Origin of the sequence: Ruegeria sp. HKCCE4148, assembly GCF_017872495.1 — a bacterium.
In the GTDB taxonomy this organism is placed as follows: domain Bacteria; phylum Pseudomonadota; class Alphaproteobacteria; order Rhodobacterales; family Rhodobacteraceae; genus Ruegeria.
In genome coordinates, this window is the sequence record NZ_JAEDOS010000004.1 from 209,873 (window position 1) to 226,761 (window position 16,889).

General features: G+C 57.9%; 16 protein-coding genes. 9 read left to right on the top strand and 7 right to left on the bottom strand.

Going from position 1 to position 16,889, the window contains the following annotated elements:
• Window positions 1-6: 6 nt before the first annotated feature.
• From I9187_RS14365 to I9187_RS14375, 3 genes are read left to right on the top strand one after another with little or no spacing between them, the layout of a single operon-like run.
• Window positions 7-1,173 (top strand): M20 aminoacylase family protein, encoded by a 1,167-nt coding sequence (locus I9187_RS14365; RefSeq protein ID WP_171175213.1) that lies wholly within the window; start codon window positions 7-9, stop codon window positions 1,171-1,173.
• Window positions 1,174-1,188: 15 nt separating this feature from the next.
• Complete coding sequence (locus tag I9187_RS14370; RefSeq protein ID WP_171175211.1) at window positions 1,189-2,352, top strand: M20 aminoacylase family protein; 1,164 nt, start codon at window positions 1,189-1,191, stop codon at window positions 2,350-2,352.
• 17 nt (window positions 2,353-2,369) lie between these two features.
• On the top strand, window positions 2,370-3,533 hold the full coding sequence (locus I9187_RS14375) for a M20 aminoacylase family protein (RefSeq protein WP_171175209.1): 1,164 nt from the start codon (window positions 2,370-2,372) through the stop codon (window positions 3,531-3,533).
• Window positions 3,534-3,575: 42 nt separating this feature from the next.
• Here I9187_RS14375 and I9187_RS14380 read toward each other — a convergent pair whose 3' ends face one another.
• Window positions 3,576-4,898 (bottom strand): 3-deoxy-D-manno-octulosonic acid transferase, encoded by a 1,323-nt coding sequence (locus I9187_RS14380; RefSeq protein ID WP_171620659.1) that lies wholly within the window; start codon window positions 4,896-4,898, stop codon window positions 3,576-3,578.
• Window position 4,899: 1 nt separating this feature from the next.
• Complete coding sequence (gene moaA, locus I9187_RS14385; protein WP_171176224.1) at window positions 4,900-5,907, bottom strand: GTP 3',8-cyclase MoaA; 1,008 nt, start codon at window positions 5,905-5,907, stop codon at window positions 4,900-4,902.
• A gap of 91 nt (window positions 5,908-5,998) precedes the next feature.
• On the opposite strand from moaA, the gene I9187_RS14390 reads away from it, so the two are divergent.
• Complete coding sequence (locus tag I9187_RS14390) at window positions 5,999-6,430, top strand: hypothetical protein (RefSeq protein ID WP_171235559.1); 432 nt, start codon at window positions 5,999-6,001, stop codon at window positions 6,428-6,430.
• On the opposite strand, the gene I9187_RS14395 is transcribed toward I9187_RS14390, so the two are convergent.
• The 4 genes from I9187_RS14395 to glmU are packed head-to-tail and all read right to left on the bottom strand — an operon-like array spanning window position 6,418 to window position 10,849.
• The gene (locus tag I9187_RS14395) at window positions 6,418-7,107 is read right to left on the bottom strand and encodes a DNA alkylation repair protein (RefSeq protein WP_171175204.1); all 690 of its coding nucleotides are present in this window, start codon (window positions 7,105-7,107) and stop codon (window positions 6,418-6,420) included. The genes I9187_RS14390 and I9187_RS14395 overlap by 13 nt on opposite strands.
• Window positions 7,104-7,673, bottom strand: a complete 570-nt coding sequence (locus tag I9187_RS14400) for a GNAT family protein (protein WP_171175202.1) — start codon at window positions 7,671-7,673, stop codon at window positions 7,104-7,106. The genes I9187_RS14395 and I9187_RS14400 overlap by 4 nt, the downstream gene beginning before the upstream one ends.
• Window positions 7,670-9,493 (bottom strand): glutamine--fructose-6-phosphate transaminase (isomerizing), encoded by a 1,824-nt coding sequence (glmS, locus tag I9187_RS14405; RefSeq protein ID WP_171175200.1) that lies wholly within the window; start codon window positions 9,491-9,493, stop codon window positions 7,670-7,672. Before glmS ends, I9187_RS14400 begins: the two co-directional genes overlap by 4 nt.
• A 3-nt stretch (window positions 9,494-9,496) precedes the next feature.
• The gene (glmU, locus tag I9187_RS14410) at window positions 9,497-10,849 is read right to left on the bottom strand and encodes a bifunctional UDP-N-acetylglucosamine diphosphorylase/glucosamine-1-phosphate N-acetyltransferase GlmU (protein ID WP_171175198.1); all 1,353 of its coding nucleotides are present in this window, start codon (window positions 10,847-10,849) and stop codon (window positions 9,497-9,499) included.
• 134 nt (window positions 10,850-10,983) lie between these two features.
• Here glmU and I9187_RS14415 point away from each other — a divergent pair, with 134 nt between their 5' ends.
• The 3 genes from I9187_RS14415 (at window position 10,984) to I9187_RS14425 (ending at window position 14,207) form a co-directional block, all read left to right on the top strand.
• A complete protein-coding gene (locus I9187_RS14415) occupies window positions 10,984-11,655 on the top strand; it encodes an HAD-IA family hydrolase (RefSeq protein WP_171237278.1) in 672 nt (223 codons plus the stop codon).
• Window positions 11,656-11,694: 39 nt separating this feature from the next.
• A complete protein-coding gene (locus tag I9187_RS14420) occupies window positions 11,695-12,885 on the top strand; it encodes an aminotransferase class I/II-fold pyridoxal phosphate-dependent enzyme (RefSeq protein WP_171175193.1) in 1,191 nt (396 codons plus the stop codon).
• Window positions 12,886-13,043: 158 nt separating this feature from the next.
• The gene (locus I9187_RS14425) at window positions 13,044-14,207 is read left to right on the top strand and encodes an isovaleryl-CoA dehydrogenase (protein WP_171175191.1); all 1,164 of its coding nucleotides are present in this window, start codon (window positions 13,044-13,046) and stop codon (window positions 14,205-14,207) included.
• A 50-nt stretch (window positions 14,208-14,257) separates the two neighbouring features.
• On the opposite strand, the gene I9187_RS14430 is transcribed toward I9187_RS14425, so the two are convergent.
• Complete coding sequence (locus I9187_RS14430) at window positions 14,258-14,860, bottom strand: OmpW family outer membrane protein (RefSeq protein WP_171175189.1); 603 nt, start codon at window positions 14,858-14,860, stop codon at window positions 14,258-14,260.
• Between the two features lie 136 nt (window positions 14,861-14,996).
• Here I9187_RS14430 and I9187_RS14435 point away from each other — a divergent pair, with 136 nt between their 5' ends.
• On the top strand, window positions 14,997-16,526 hold the full coding sequence (locus tag I9187_RS14435) for an AMP-binding protein (RefSeq protein WP_171620663.1): 1,530 nt from the start codon (window positions 14,997-14,999) through the stop codon (window positions 16,524-16,526).
• Window positions 16,519-16,887 carry a hypothetical protein gene (locus tag I9187_RS14440; protein ID WP_171175186.1) on the top strand — a complete coding sequence of 123 codons (369 nt, stop codon included), beginning with the start codon at window positions 16,519-16,521 and terminating at the stop codon, window positions 16,885-16,887. Before I9187_RS14435 ends, I9187_RS14440 begins: the two co-directional genes overlap by 8 nt.
• Window positions 16,888-16,889: the final 2 nt, after the last annotated feature.

Here is a 16,889-nt window from a genome sequence, read left to right on the forward strand (position 1 = left end):
CTTAAGATGCCCGTTAAAAACAGACTTGCGGAAATGCATGGCGAGATTACCAAGTGGCGCCGACACCTGCACGCCCATCCCGAGCTGATGTATGACGTCCACGAAACTGCAGCATTTGTTGCGGACCGCCTGAAAGAGTTTGGCGTTGACGAAATTACACCCGGCATCGGCAAAACCGGTGTTGTAGGGGTGATCAAGGGGCGTTCGGACACACATGGGCGCGTCATCGGATTGCGGGCTGACATGGATGCGCTCCCGATTGAAGAGGCAACGGGGCTGGAGTATGCCTCAACTGTTTCGGGCAAGATGCATGCTTGCGGGCACGACGGGCATACGTCAATGCTGCTGGGGGCGGCGCAATATCTGGCCGAGACGCGCAATTTCGACGGCACCGTGGTTCTGATCTTTCAGCCAGCCGAAGAAGGCGGTGCAGGTGGATTGGCCATGTGTCAGGACGGGCTGATGGACCGCTGGGGTATTCAGGAAGTTTACGGAATGCACAACATGCCCGGTCTTCCTGTGGGTGAGTTTGCCATTCGGCCCGGTGCGCTGCTGGCCTCATCCGATGAGTTCAAAATTACCGTAACCGGCAAAGGCGGGCACGCTGCCGCACCTCATGACGCTGTGGATACGACGCTTGTGGCTTCACATATCGTTGTTGCCTTGCAATCCGTGGTCTCGCGCACGGTTGACCCGATCAAACGCGTTGTGTTGACAGTTGGAACCTTTGAAACGGACAGTGTAGCGTCAAACGTGATTGCGCATACCGTGCGTCTACAGGGAACCGTCCGGACGCTGGATCCTGAATACCGCGCAATCGCGGAAGAGCGGGTGCGCCGGATTGCCGTGGATACGGCGTCGGCCTTTGGAGCCAAGGCCGAGGTCGATTGGAAGCCGGGATACCCTGTGACAGTGAACTCTGAGGCCGAAACAACATACGCGGCCGAAGCGGCGGCGGCTGTCGCGGGCAAAATCAATGACGGAACGGATCCGATCATGCCGTCCGAAGATTTCGCCTATATGCTTGAAGAACGGCCAGGAGCCTACATCTTTATCGGGAACGGGGACACGGCCATGTGCCATCACCCCGAGTATAATTTTGATGACGACGCAATTCCCGCCGGCTGCAGTTGGTTTGCCGAGCTTGTGGAACGACGATTGCCCGTCGCTTAAATCTGGGAGAATGACATGCCGATCAAAAACCGCCTTGCAGAGATGCACGATGAAATCACAGGTTGGCGGCGTGACATTCACCAACATCCGGAAATTCTGTATGACACCCACCGCACCAGCGCGTTGGTCGCCGAAAAGCTGAAGGAATTCGGCTGCGACGAGGTTGTAACCGGCATCGGCCGTACCGGAGTGGTCGGCGTTATTCGCGGCAAAAGCGACACGCAGGGCCGCGTGATCGGGCTGCGTGCGGACATGGATGCCCTGCCGATGCAGGAACAAACCGGGCTGGAATATGCCTCGAATACCCCGGGCGCGATGCATGCCTGCGGCCACGATGGGCATACTGCTATGGTCTTGGGGGCAGCGAAATACCTGTCTGAGACGCGCAATTTTGATGGAACGGCGGTCGTAATCTTCCAGCCTGCCGAGGAAGGCGGTAATGGGGCTGAAGCCATGTGTAAGGACGGTCTGATGGACCGGTTCGGCATTCAAGAAGTCTATGCGATGCACAACGTGCCTGGTGTTCCAACCGGGCAGTTTGCCATTCGTTCTGGCCCGTTGCTGGCTGCGGCGGACGAGTTTGACATCCACCTCGAAGGGCGCGGTGGTCACGCGGCAAAACCGCATGAGACAGTTGATACCACTGTGATGTTGTCGCAATTGATCGTGGCGTTGCAAACGATTGTGTCGCGCAACGCGGACCCGATCCTGCAAGCCGTGCTGTCTGTTACTTCGGTCGAGACGTCGTCAAAAGCGTTCAACGTGATTCCGCAATCGGCACAGATACGCGGCACGGTCCGGACACATTCCAATGAGATGCGGGACCTGATCGAACAGCGCCTGAAAGAGGTCGCGAAGGGGATCGCCGCGACATTCGGCGGATCTGTGAATGTCGAGTATACGCGCGGTGTACCCGTGACGATCAATGCTGAAACACAGACCGGATATGCCGAGGAAGCCGCCGTTTCGGTGGGAGGCAGCTGTATCGAAGCGCCGATGGTGATGGGCGGTGAGGATTTCTCGTTCATGCTTGAAGAACGACCCGGAGCCTTCATTGTGCTGGGCAACGGTGACAGCGCCGGGTTGCACCACCCCGAATACAACTTCAACGACGAGATTATCCCAATCGGATGCTCGTGGTTTGCAGAAATGGTCGAGCGCCGGATGCCGGCTGCTTGAATTAGGAGAGAGAAGATATGCCAGTTAAAAACCGCTTTGCCGAATTGCAGGATGAGATCACAGCATGGCGACGGGATCTGCACGAGAACCCGGAAATCCTGTTTGAAACCCACCGCACCAGCGCAGTTGTGGCCGAAAAGTTGAAAGAGTTCGGTTGTGATGACGTCGTCACAGGAATTGGGCGCACAGGTGTTGTGGGCGTAATCAAGGGGAAGTCGGACAGCAAAGGCAAAGTGATTGGCTTGCGCGCGGATATGGATGCGCTGCCGATCCACGAGGCGACCGGGCTGGATTATGCCTCAAAGACGCCGGGGGCCATGCATGCCTGTGGCCACGATGGACATACAGCGATGTTGCTGGGCGCGGCGAAATACCTGTCTGAAACCCGTAATTTCGATGGCACCGTTGTTGTGATTTTCCAGCCCGCCGAAGAAGGCGGCGGCGGTGGTCGTGAGATGTGCGAAGACGGCATGATGGATCGCTGGAACATTCAGGAAGTCTATGGAATGCATAACTGGCCGGGGCAGCCTGTCGGCAAGTTCGCGATCCGTCCGGGCTCGTTCTTTGCTGCGACCGACCAGTTCGACATCACCTTTGAAGGACGTGGTGGTCACGCGGCCAAGCCACATGAGACGGTCGATACGACCGTCCTGGCCGCGCAGGCGGTTTTGGCGCTGCAAACTATTTCCTCGCGCAATGCGGACCCGATTGATCAGGTGGTTGTGTCTGTGACGTCGTTTGAAACCTCGTCAAAAGCCTTCAACGTGATTCCGCAGACGGTGCAGATCAAAGGAACCGTGCGGACGATGAGCAAGGATATGCGCGATCTGGCAGAAATGCGGATCAACGAGATTTGCAGCGGAGTTGCCGCGACCTTCGGAGGCACCGCAGACGTGACCTATATCCGCGGTTATCCGGTAATGGTGAACAGCGACGAACAGACGGAGTTTGCCGCAGATGTCGCCCGTTCGGTTTCCGGGGATTGCGACGATGCGCCTTTGGTCATGGGGGGCGAGGATTTTGCGTTCATGCTGGAAGAACGTCCTGGCGCATATATCCTGGTGGGTAATGGCGACACGGCCATGGTTCATCACCCGGAATACAATTTCAACGACGAAGCCATTCCGGCTGGATGCAGCTGGTGGGCTGAGATTGTTGAACAAAGAATGCCGGCGGCTTGATGGAGGCGGTGGGGGCTCTGCCCCCACACCCCCGAGGTATTTCTAGCCAGATGAAGAAGGATCCTGTGTGTACAGATTAAGTTCTGAACACAAGGTATTGATGACCGATTCCAAAGCATCTGACTGCGTGTTTACACAAGATTGTGCAGCTTCCTGTGCGACTTGCAGAGCGTTTTGATCTGACAACCAGTGCGCCACGATCTTGGAAAGGTCAGTGGAGTTTTGAACTTCGACAGCGCCACCGGTTGCGATCAGCGGGGAAAATGTTTCGCCAAAGTTGAAATACCCCGGACCAGTAATCACGGCGGCCCCGGCCTGAGCTGGTTCAAAGGGATTGTGACCTCCGATTTCTTTTAGCGAACCGCCAAGAAAAACAATGGGACAAAGCGCGTACCAAGTTCCGGTCTCTCCCAATGTATCTGCCACATAGATCTGGGTGTTTTCCCCGATCGTTTCGTTATTGGAGCGGAAAGATGCCGTCATCCCAGCGTCATTGATCAGCGTGGCGATATCGCCTCGGCGTTCGGGGTGGCGGGGTATCAAGAGTAAGAGCAGGTCGGGCCACCGCTCGAGCAAGGTCTTGTGTGCGGCAAGAACGATTTCTTCTTCGCCTTCGTGGGTCGAGCTTGCGATCCAGACGGGGCGGTTCGCGATCTGTGCTTGGATGTCTTGCAAAGTGGCTTGATCCACGGGCAACGGATCAGACATTGCTTTGAGGTTGGTGCCCGGTAGTACGCGGTCCGGCGCTGCGCCAATGTTGACCAGATTGGTTGCCGTTTTGTCATTCTGGGTCAGGAACAGGCTGAATCTGGACAAGATGAAGCGTGCGGTGTCCGGGCGTTTTTTCCAGCCTTTGACGGATTTTTCAGACAATCGTGCGTTCAAGAGCGCGAGTGGTATATTCCGCTGATGACTCTCCACGATCAGACGGGGCCAGATTTCGCTTTCGACAAATACGCCCGCATCTGGACTCCAATGATCGAGGAAGCGTTTCACCGGACCTGCAGTATCCAGCGGCGGATATTGATGACGTGTTCGTGGAGGCAGGCGTTTGGCAATCAGGGCAGCTGATGTGGGTGTGCCAGAGGTGATGAGGAACGCGGCATCCGGCAGACTTTCTGCCAGCCGATTGATCAAGCTGAGAACTGAAAGGCTTTCGCCAACGCTGGCGGCGTGAAACCAGATCAGGCGACCGCTGGGTCGGGGAAGGCTGGCGTAGCCAAGTCTTTCCCTCTGACGGTTTTCGGGTACATCTGCGGCGCGCAGCTTCTTGCGCACGGTAAGCCAAGCCAAGGGTTGGGCCATAGCAGTGAAGCCGCAGTACAACCGGTACAGCAGCGTCGGGCGGTCGTTTGCGCCGGGCATGTCAGCCGCCTGTGTGGCTCATGTGGCGGGTCATCTGGCCATCAACAGCCTGACGGGAATAGTCGAAATCGTGACCTTTGGGCTTTAGGTTGATCGCGGCGCGGATCGCGTCTTCCAGAGATTCTTCGCTGTCCGGGTGATCGCGCAGCGGGGCGCGCAGATCAGCCATATCTTCCTGTCCCAGGCACATATAAAGCTCACCGGTGCAGGTCAGGCGCACGCGGTTGCAGCTTTCGCAAAAGTTATGAGACAGCGGTGTGATGAACCCGATCTTTTGGCCTGTTTCCTCAAGGCGCACATAGCGGGCGGGGCCACCGGTGCGTTCGGCCAGATCGGTGACGGTATAGTGGTTTTCGTATTCCTTACGCACGTCCTTGAGCGACCAATATTGATCCAGACGGTCTTCGTTGCCGATGTCGCCCATGGGCATGACCTCGATCCAGGTCAGGTCCATGTCGCGTTCGGCGCACCACTCGGTGATTTTTGGCAGTTCGGGTTCGTTGAAACCTTTCAACGCGACCGCGTTGATCTTGATCCGCAAGCCTGCTTTTTGCGCGGCGTCGATACCGTTCAGGACTTGTTTCAAGCGCCCCCAGCGCGTGACTTTGGCGAATTTGTCATCGTCCAACGTATCCAGAGAGACATTCACCCGCCGCACACCTGCGGCATAGAGGTCCTCTGAGAAGCGATGCAATTGCGAACCGTTTGTGGTCAGTGTGAGTTCTTTCAGCGCGCCGCTGTCCAAGTGACGGGTCATTGCGTTGAAAAAGGTCATGATATTGCGGCGGACCAAGGGCTCTCCGCCCGTGATGCGCAGTTTCTCCACACCCATCTTCACAAAGGTCGAACACATCCGATCCAGCTCTTCCAGCGTTAGCAGGTCTTTCTTGGGCAGAAAGGTCATGTTCTCGGACATGCAATACACGCAGCGAAAATCGCAGCGGTCCGTGACTGAAACGCGGAGATATGTGATGGCGCGGGCAAACGGGTCGATAAGCGGAGCTGTCATGGCGTAATAGGTAAAGCCGGAACCGGGTCCCGACAAGGGTGAACTGTGCTTTGCGCTGGTACAGATGCGCGCAGGGCTGTAGGATTTGGGCATGAAGAAAATGCTTTTGTTACTGTGCGTGCTGGTCGCTGGCTGCGACGCGGTCCGGTCCACGACTGACCGCGTTTTCGGAAGAGACGATGCGCCTGCGCAGACCGTTACCGAAACGGAGTCCACGACATCGGTTTCAGAAGAAGTGTTGGAGCCCGAGCCTGTATCTGCGCGCCCCACCTGGGCCGGGGCAAAAACCAGTATCGCCGGGCTGGGTGATCCAACCACGCCCGGGCGATGGATGCAGACACCTTTGGTCAAAAGCGAGGTAACGGCGCGCGTTGTGGTGCCAAGAACCGGGGCGCAGGCTTACATCACTCTGGTTCCGATCCCGGGCCCAGCCAGCGGTGGCAGCCGGTTGTCGCTGGACGCCATGCGGGCTTTGTTGGTGCCGCTGGATGAACTGGTCGAGGTCGAGGTCTACGCCAACTGATCCTTCAGGTATTTGCCAGCTTCACGGCGGGCAAATGGCTTCATCGCGTTGCCGTATTCTTCCAGAAATGCAATCACGCGATCTGGGTCATGTTTGGACAGCTCACGCAGCCACCAAGCTATGGACTTCTGAATGAACCAGTCGCGATCCGGGACATATCCGGCAGCCCAGCTTAGAATACGGTCGCGGCGCAGTATGTCTTCGGGCTTGGGGTGGTTCTGCTTGGTCCAAGGCAGGGTCGCAACCATCGCCGCGCGGCGGGTCCACATGTGGTTGGATTGGGTCCAGCCTTCAACCTCTTCCAACCGTTCGGGGCTGGCCGTCAGGCGCTTTTGCATCGCCACGCTGGCATGATCGGCAATGGCCCAGGCGTCGAAATCCGGCAACCAACTTTGCAGCAAGGCCCAAACTTCTTGGTCGGGGCGGATACGGGCTTGGGTCAGCAGTTTGGCCGCTGCAATCCGGCCTTCGTGAATATTGGTTTGCCACAGTGCGCCAGCGAGGTCGACGCGTTTGAATACGTCCAGCTCTTGCCGCCACGCTTTGGTCAAGTCGTTGAGCACTGGGTTTCCAACGCCCAGATATGGGCGGTCGGTCTTGTGATAGGCCGCCATCTGCTGGGCGCGTTCGGGGTCGGCATGGGCCTGCAGCGCGGCCAGCGCTTCGTCCATTGTCATTGTTCCAGCTTATGGAGCAGATGCGCGTGCACTGTAGGCCATTCCGCGGCAACGATCGAATATACTGCCGTGTCGCGCAGCGTGCCGTTGGACATCACCATATGGGCCCGAAGGATGCCATCCAGCTGCGCGCCGAGCCGCACTATGGCCCGTCGCGACTGAAAGTTCATCCGATGGGTTCGGAACTCGACCGCATTGCAAGAAAGATCCTCGAAGGCGTGGCGCAGCATCAAGAACTTCGCTTCGGTGTTCAGCGGGGTGCGCTGGACAGCGCGCCCGATCCAGGTCGACCCGATTTCGACACGCCGGTTGACCTCATCCGTGTTCATGAAGGTGGTCATGCCCACCGGAGTGCGGTCGGGGGTCATCACGGTAAAGGGCTGCATGTCGTGCAACCCGATGCGGCGGGTAATTTCAGCCTCCATCCCTTTGACAGTAGGAATAGAGGTATACCAAAGTTGTCCCAAATCTGCCGCCGAAGCCTTCAGCGCTTCGGCATGTGCAATATTCAGCGGCTCCAGCCGAACGTGATCTCCGGCAAGGGTGACAGGGGCAGGCCAGGTCATTCCACTGTGACCGACTTGGCCAGATTGCGAGGTTGATCCACGTCTGTGCCTTTGGCAACGGCCGTGTGATAGGCAAGCAGTTGCGCGGGAACGGAATACAGAATAGGCGCAAGGCTGCTGTGAACGTGGGGCATTCGGATGGTGCTCCAAACACCGTCACCAGCTTCCGTTATACCGTCATCATCTGACACCAGGATCACTTTGCCTTTTCGGGCCATCACTTCCTGCATGTTCGACACGGTCTTGTCGAAGACAGTGTCACGCGGGGCCATGACCACCACGGGCATATGTTTGTCGATCAGGGCAATGGGCCCATGTTTCAGCTCACCCGATGCATAACCTTCGGCGTGGATATAGCTGATTTCCTTGAGCTTCAGCGCGCCTTCCATTGCAAGCGGATACATCAGGCCACGGCCCAGAAACAGCACATCGCGGGCTTCAGACAACCTTTGGGCGGCTTTACGGATCGCCCGGTTCTGATCCAGCGCCGCGTTCAAAATAGTCGGTAATCCACGCAGTGCCGCGGCATGATCGGCGATTTCTTCATCGGTCAACGTGCCCCGGTCAGCAGCAGCCTTGAGTGCCAGCATCAGCAGTACACTGAGCTGACAGGTAAAGGCCTTTGTCGAGGCAACGCCGATTTCAACACCTGCATGAATCGGCAGGGCAATATCGCTTTCGCGGGCAATCGAGCTTTCCGGCACGTTTACAACCGAAACAATCTTGTCAGCTTTACCTTCGCAATAGCGCAATGCGGCCAGCGTATCGGCGGTTTCTCCTGACTGGCTGACGAACAGCGCCAGGGTGCGCCCGGTGATCGGAGGCTCGCGGTAACGGAACTCGCTGGCGATATCGACCTCGACCGGCATCTTGGCCAGTTGTTCGAACCAGTATTTCGCGGTCAGACAGGCGTAAAACGCCGTGCCGCAGGCCACCATGGTCAGACGGTCCAGCTTGGTGAAATCCAGCTCGGTGTCCGGCAGCACAACGCGGTCACCGCCGGTGGGCAAGTAAGATCGGATAGCCTCGGCCACGACGATGGGCTGTTCGGCAATTTCCTTGGCCATGAAGTGCTTGTGCTCGCCCTTGTCAGCGCGTGCGTGATCCAGCTTGATCTTGCGCTTTTCACGGTTGGCTAGCTCACCGGCCTCATTGCGGATTTCCAAAGAGGTGCGGGTCAGAACCGCGCGGTCTCCTTCTTCAAGATACGTGATCTGATTGGTCAATGGCGCTAAGGCAATGGCGTCAGACCCGACATACATCTCACCATCCCCGTGGCCGATGGCCAGCGGCGACCCCTTGCGGGCAGCAACGATCAGGTCGTCCTCTCCGTCGAACAAAAACGCCAACGCAAAAGCGCCTTCGAGTTGATCGATCGTTTTGAATGCGGCTTCAACCGGCGACATGCCCGAGTTGAGGTGATGCTCGGTCATCAAGGCAACGGTTTCGGTATCCGTTTCGGTCTGAAAATCGACGCCATGCTGGGCCAGTTCGGCCCTTAGGTCGCGGTAGTTTTCGACGATGCCGTTATGAACCACGGCCACAGGACCTGCTTTGTGCGGATGCGCGTTGTTGACCGAGGGCGCGCCGTGTGTGGCCCAACGGGTATGACCGATACCGGACTTTCCGGGCAGCGGCTCGTGCACCAACAGGTCGCTGAGGTTGACCAGCTTGCCGACCGCGCGCCTGCGGCCCAGCGCGCCATCATTCACAGTAGCAATTCCGGCACTGTCATAGCCGCGATATTCCAGCCGTTTCAGGGCCTCTACCAGAATAGGGGCCGCCTCGTGCTGCCCCAAAACACCTACTATTCCACACATATCTCAGGCCTCTTTATCGCGGCGAGCCTTCTTCGCCTTTAACATATCAAACAATTTACGCGCATATCCGGGCTTGTTTTCCTGCTTGGCGCGAGCCACAGCCAACGCGTCAGGTTCCACATTCTTGGTCACGACAGTGCCCGTTGCTGTCATTCCGCCGTCGCCTACGGTTACGGGGGCGACAAGCATGGTGTTCGACCCGATAAACACGTTCTCACCAATGGTGGTCTTGTGCTTCATCACGCCGTCATAGTTGCAGGTGATTGTTCCTGCGCCGATATTTGTTGCAGCACCCACAGTCGCATCGCCGATATAGCTGAGGTGGTTGACCTTGGCACCTTCGGCGATTTCAGCGTTCTTGATTTCGACGAAGTTTCCAACCCGCGTGTTTTCGGCCAACTCGGCGCCGGGGCGCAAACGGGCATAGGGCCCAATGATCGCGCCGCGACTGACATGGCACCCTTCCAGATGCGAAAACGCCCGGATCGTCGCGCCGCTTTCAACCGTGACGCCGGGACCAAACACCACATTGGGTTCGATCACTGTATCGCGCCCGATCACAGTGTCAGCGGCCAGATAAACCGTCTCAGGGGCCATCAAGGTGACACCCATGTCTAAAAGCTCAGCACGTGCGCGGGCCTGGTACACGGCATCCGCGGCGGCAAGATCCGTGCGCGAGTTCACCCCCAGTGTCTGGGACTCGTCACAGGCGACGGCGGTCACGTCCAAACCACGGTTGCGGGCAATTTCCACCACGTCAGTCAGGTAGTATTCATCGGAAGCGTTGTCGTTTCCGACAGCATCGATCAGCGAAAACAATAGTTTTGCGCTACAGGCAAGAAGTCCGGAATTACAGAAGGTTACAGCACGCTCTTCATCAGTGGCGTCCTTGAATTCGACGATGCGTTCCAGGCTGTCGCCCTTCATCACCAACCGGCCATAACGTGCTGGGTCGGCGGCTTCGAACCCCAGAATGACCAGATCGTTTGTCGACCGTGCCTCGATCATCCGTTCCAGCGTGTCGGGTTGCAGAAACGGGGTGTCGCCATAAAGGACGACAACATCGCCATCGAACCCCTCTAGCGCTTGTCGGGCCTGCGCGACTGCGTGGGCAGTGCCCTGCTGTTCTTCCTGAACTGCGATCTGCGCCTCTTCGTCTTCGCCCTGTGCCGCCTTAGCCACAGCTTCCGACCCGTGGCCGGTGACGATCACGGTGCGGTCGGGCGACAGAACGGACCCGGCGCGCATCGCGTGGACAAGCATCGGCACTTGGGCGATGGGGTGCAGGACTTTGGGAATATCCGAATTCATCCTGGTGCCTTTTCCGGCGGCAAGGATGACAAGGGCAATGCTCATGAAATCGTTTTCTCTTTGTGTTTTGTTGCCGACCGTTTTATCCGCTGAGGGCAAAGGCGCAAGCCGTTCGGCCATCAAACAAGATTGCCGATTGAAACAGGACACGGCGAAAACCTGCCGAATAAGGAGGCGATATGCGCACCGTCATATTCGATTTGGACGGCACATTGGCGGACACGTCAGGCGATTTGCTGGCCGCAGCGAACCATTGTTTTCGCGAAATGGGGCACGGCGATGTGCTGGTCCATGGACAGGATGCTGGTATAGCGCTGCGCGGTGGCCGCATGATGTTGACCCACGGTTTAAAACGCGTGGGTGCCTTTGATGAGAATACGGTCCACGCCTATTACCCGGTTCTGCTTGAAGCCTATGCGCAGGACATCGACACCCACACCAGTTTTTATCCCGGCGCGTTGCAAGCGGTCGAGATGCTGAGCAAGGCGGGGTACGGTGTTGGCATTTGCACCAACAAACCTGAACATCTGGCCGAATTGTTGCTGAACCGCATGGGTGTACGAGACCGCTTTGCCTCATTGGTCGGTGCCGACACGCTGCCGGTGCGCAAACCTGATCCGGCGCCACTCCGCGAAGCTGCGCGTCGCGCCGGGGGCGACCCTGATTGGTGCGTGCTGATCGGAGACTCGGATACAGACCGCAACACCGCCAAAGCCGCAGGGGTTCCATCTGTTTTGGTGACATTCGGACCGTCAGGGGATGACATGGCGGCATTGGAACCCGAAGCCCTGTTGCACCACTTCGACGATTTGCCGGACCTCGTGCCCGATCTGATAGGTGCGGCAGCCTGAAACCTTGACCGGACTCACTCGGAGCCCCAGAAAAAGACCATGACCGAAACATTTACTGGCAATTTCACGCAGCAGGAACCCCTTCCCGAGGACGCGATAGAGGCGGCTCTGGCCGTTCTGCGCCACGGGCGTCTGCATCGCTATAACGTGGCGGCGGGCGAATTGGGGGAAACGGCTCTGCTGGAGCAGGAATTTGCGGCGCAGATGGGGGCGAAATACTGTCTGGCTGTGTCATCTGGCGGATATGCTCTGGCCACCGCCCTTCGCGCGGTTGGAGTTCAGCCCGGTGATCCTGTCCTGACCAACGCCTTCACGTTGGCCCCGGTGCCGGGGTCGATTGCTTCGGTTGGGGGGCGGGCCATCTTTGTGGGCGTGACCGAAAATCTTACCATCGATTTGGATGATCTTGAGCGCAAACTGGATCAGGCGCGCGTGCTCATGCTCAGCCATATGCGGGGCCACCTGTGCGACATGGACCGACTGATGCAGATGTGCGATGCCGCCGGGGTGATCGTGATCGAAGACTGCGCGCATACTATGGGTGCAGCCTGGCGGGGCCAGTTGTCAGGGCGGCAGGGCGTGATCGGCTGTTATTCGTGCCAGACTTACAAGCACGTGAATTCGGGCGAGGGCGGTTTGCTTGTCACCGATGACGAGGAGTTGGCGGCCAAAGCCACAATGCTGTCGGGATCCTACATGCTGTATGAGCGCCATCTGGCCGCACCGGGGCCCGAGGTGTTCGAGCGGATCAAATACACGACGCCGAATGTCTCTGGCCGGATGGACAATTTGCGTGCTGCAATTCTTCGCCCGCAATTGCGCGATCTGGACCGTCAGGTGGAGCGTTGGAATGAGCGCTATCGCGAGATCGAAACCGGTTTGCGCGGAACGCCGGGCCTGACCATAGTTGAGCGGCCCGAGGAGGAAACCTATGTCGGATCTTCGATCCAGTTTCTGCTGCTGGACTGGTCGTCCGAGGGGGTTGCCGACGTGATCAGCCGTTGTGCGGCGCGAGGGGTCGAGTTGAAATGGTTCGGAGGGGCCGAGCCAACCGGGTTCACATCACGCTATGACAGTTGGCGTTATTTCGACAGTGAGCGTATGCCAGAAAGCGATCGTGTTCTGGCTGGCGTCATGGACATGCGTGTACCCCTGACGTTTTCACTGGAAGATTGCCAGATGATTGCGCGGATAATCCGGACCGAGGTGGGCGCGGTCTATCTGTCGTAACCATGCGGAGTGCGCCTGCGGCGCACGCTCAATCTTTTGCAACGCCGCCCTTGTTGGGCGGCGTTTTGCTTTGGGGTGCTCACAAAGATTGACCGGGCACGAATTCGCTGATAAGGATTTATTGAACACTTGTTCATTAACGCGGAGGGAGGACGCAGATGTTCATGGCCACGATGAAGTTCGATCTGGGTGAGGATGTGAATGCCCTGCGCGAAATGGTGCATCGCTGGGCGCAGGAACGGGTCAAGCCCATGGCGGCTGAGATTGACCTGAACAACGCTTTTCCGAATGAGTTGTGGAAAGAGATGGGCGAACTTGGCCTTTTGGGCGTCACCGTGCCCGAAGAATATGGCGGTGCAGGTATGTCCTATCTGGCGCATACGATCGCGGTCGAAGAAGTCGCGCGTGCCTCGGCATCGGTTTCCCTGTCATACGGGGCGCATTCGAACCTCTGCGTGAACCAGATCAAGCTGAACGGCAGTGAGGAGCAGAAGCAGAAATACCTGCCGCGCCTGATCTCGGGTGAGCATGTCGGCGCGCTGGCCATGTCGGAACCGTCAGCTGGATCGGACGTTGTGTCGATGAAGTTGCGGGCGGAGAAGCGGAACGATCATTACCGTTTGAATGGCAATAAATACTGGATCACCAACGGACCGGACGCGGATACACTGGTGGTCTATGCGAAGACAGATCCGGATGCCGGGTCAAAGGGGATCACGGCCTTTCTGATCGAGAAGGAAATGAAAGGGTTCTCGACCTCACCTCATTTCGACAAGCTAGGGATGCGCGGGTCGAACACGGCTGAACTAATCTTTGAAGACGTTGAAGTGCCGTTCGAGAACGTGTTGGGCGAAGAGGGTAAAGGCGTGGCCGTGCTCATGTCGGGGCTGGACTATGAACGTGTGGTTCTAGCCGGGATCGGCACCGGCATCATGGCCGCCTGTCTGGACGAAGTGATGCCCTATCTGGCCGAGCGCAAACAGTTCGGCAAACCCATCGGAAGCTTCCAGTTGATGCAGGGCAAGATCGCCGACATGTACACGGCGATGAACTCGGCTCGGGCTTATGTTTATGAGGTCGCCAAGGCCTGTGATCGGGGCGACGTGACGCGTCAGGACGCGGCGGCGTGCTGTCTGTATGCCTCGGAACAGGCGATGGTGCAGGCGCATCAGGCGGTTCAGGCGCTGGGCGGGGCCGGGTTCTTGTCGGATTCGCCGGTCAGCCGGATTTTCCGGGATGCCAAGCTGATGGAGATCGGCGCTGGCACTAGCGAGATTCGCCGGATGCTGATCGGCCGTGAAATGATGAGCGAAATGCTCTGAGAAAAGACGCCCCGCAGACGAGGTCACTGCGGGGCGCTTTTGAGATGGGATTAGAATTTATGGACGTAGGAAATGCCGACCAGGAACGGATCGATTTCTGCGGTGCCGATATTGGTACCGTTCAGCGATACGTCCGAGTCGATGTCGAACCAGCGTACGTTCAAACGGACTGCGCCGTTATCGCTGACCATGTAGTCCAAACCGGCCTGCAGCGAGACACCGAAGGAGTCATCGACCTTGAGATTGCCCAAAGCGGTCTGTTCATCGAAGAAGATGGTATAGTTCAGACCGGCACCCACATAGGGTTTCCAAGCGCTGTTGGTCGGGAAGTGGTAGTTCAACGACAGTGTGGGCGGCAGGTGCTTGACTGTGGCCGCATCAACACCGCCAAGGGCGATGGTGTGTTTGAACGGAGTTGCGGCCAGCAGTTCGATGCCCAGGTTGTCACGGATGAAATATTCAGCGGTGAAGATCGGGCGTGTATCTGCGTCAATCGTCGCAGGTGCGCCAGCGATCGTGCCGTTGTCGGATTTCGGGTCCAAATAACCCACACCGATGCCGACGGTCCAATCTCCTTGCGATTGGGCGAATGCAGGGGCGGCCATCGCCACAAGGGCGGTGGACAGGGTCAATGCGGCGAGTTTCTTGGTCATATTCTTGCCTTTGGTTCTGTTGATGGGACTGGAGTCGCAGACTGGCGTCCGGGTCGCCCTGATCTGCATCAAATTCCGGTGACTGCGGGACCGGATGAAATCTGGTTAAGTGCAAGAGAAACAAGGGAGTTTCACGGTGCTAAACGCTGAGCGCATACCGGGTTTGCGCCCAGGGGGTGGCTGGGACGTGCCTGCGCAATTGAACATGGCGTGGCAATGCCTGCGCCATGCTGATGATCAGGTGGCGTTGATTGATTTGACCGGTACGGATGCACGCCAAGTCACCTGCGGACAGCTGGCTAATATGTCGGATGATCTGTCCCGCGCCCTGCTGCGCCGTGTGCAGCCCGGAGACCGCGTCGGCGTGCTGCTGAGCCAGTCCGCCTGGTGCGCCGCAGCCCATCTGGCCATCTGGAAGATCGGAGCGATCTCTGTCCCGCTGTTTAAATTGTTCAAGCAGGATGCCCTGAGGTCGCGGGTCGGAGATGCGGGCGCCAAAATTGTGCTGACCGATGCCGAAGGGGCTGCACTGCTGGGCGATTTGGCCGAAGCTCTGATTGCATCAGAAATTGGTGAGGCTGGCGCACCCGTTCCATTCGCCGACACCGGTCCCGAGGACCCAGCGGTGCTGATCTATACCTCAGGTACCACAGGAAGCCCAAAGGGCGCGCTGCATGGGCATCGTGTGCTGACCGGGCATTTGCCGGGTGTCTCGATCAGTCATAACCATTTGCGTGAGGGCGATTGCCTGTGGACACCGGCGGATTGGGCATGGATCGGCGGTTTGTTCGATGTGCTAATGCCGGGCCTGGCGCTTGGTATTCCCGTGGTCGCGGCGCGGCTTGAGAAATTCACGCCCGAAGCCTGCGCCGATATTGTCGCGCGCGGCGGAGTGCGTAACGTGTTCTTCCCACCCACGGCCTTGCGAATGCTGAAAGCGGCAGATCAGAGTATTCCCGGCCTGCGCTCGGTCGCGTCCGGGGGCGAGCCCTTGGGGGTCGAGATGCTGGCCTGGGGGCAAAAAGCGTTTGGTCTGACGATCAACGAGTTCTACGGCCAGACCGAATGCAATATGGTGGTGTCCTCTTGCGCCGAGGATTTCCCAGTGCAGCCCGGTTGTATCGGCAAACCCGTGCCGGGGCATGACGTGGCGGTGATCGACGAAGACGGCAATCCGACGACCGAGGAAGGCGACGTGGCGATCCGGCGCGGGTCCGCCTCGATGCTGCTGGAATATTGGAAACGGCCCGAGGCGACGGCTGAGAAATTCCGGGGCGATTGGTTGATCACCGGAGATCGAGGCGTTTGGGAGGGTGAGTTCCTGCGCTTTGTTGGTCGCGACGACGACGTGATTACCTCAGCCGGATACCGCATCGGCCCTGCCGAGATCGAGGATTGCCTGCTGACCCATCCCGCGGTGGCGACAGTAGGTGTGGTCGGCAAGCCCGACCCGCTGCGGACCGAGATCGTCAAGGCGTATGTGGTGCTGAAACCGGGGGCTCAGGCTGCAGAGCGTGAGTTGCAGGATTGGGTCAAAGACCGTTTGGCGCATTACTCTTATCCGCGCGAAGTGGCGTTTCTGGAGGAATTGCCGATGACGGTGACGGGGAAGGTGATCCGGAAAGAGTTGAAGGCTCGGGCGGCGGGGGAGACCGACAATGAATAAGATTTTGCGGCGTCTGTCAGGGTTAAAGTACCCCAAATATGGGGTGCCGCAGCCCTTAAGTGTTTTGAACACTAGGGTTGGCAGTGAGGAGTACGAGCCAGCTGTAAGGTGTGGCAACTGCGAAGCTTGGCTGCGCGTTAAGTCCAAGAATGGGGTTTTTCATTTCTTACTATTGTTTTTTCTGATGACGCTGCCTTTGCCTTTCTTGGCACTGGATGAGATTAGAATCAATTTGAACAACCCTGAAGGGCTGTTCAATTGGCCCCTCTCGTCTTCTGCAAAGAGCGTAACCTTCTACATAATTTACTTCGCAGTGGTGGTCTTGCCCATAAGTAATCGGGCATTGAAGGTGGATATCTAAAA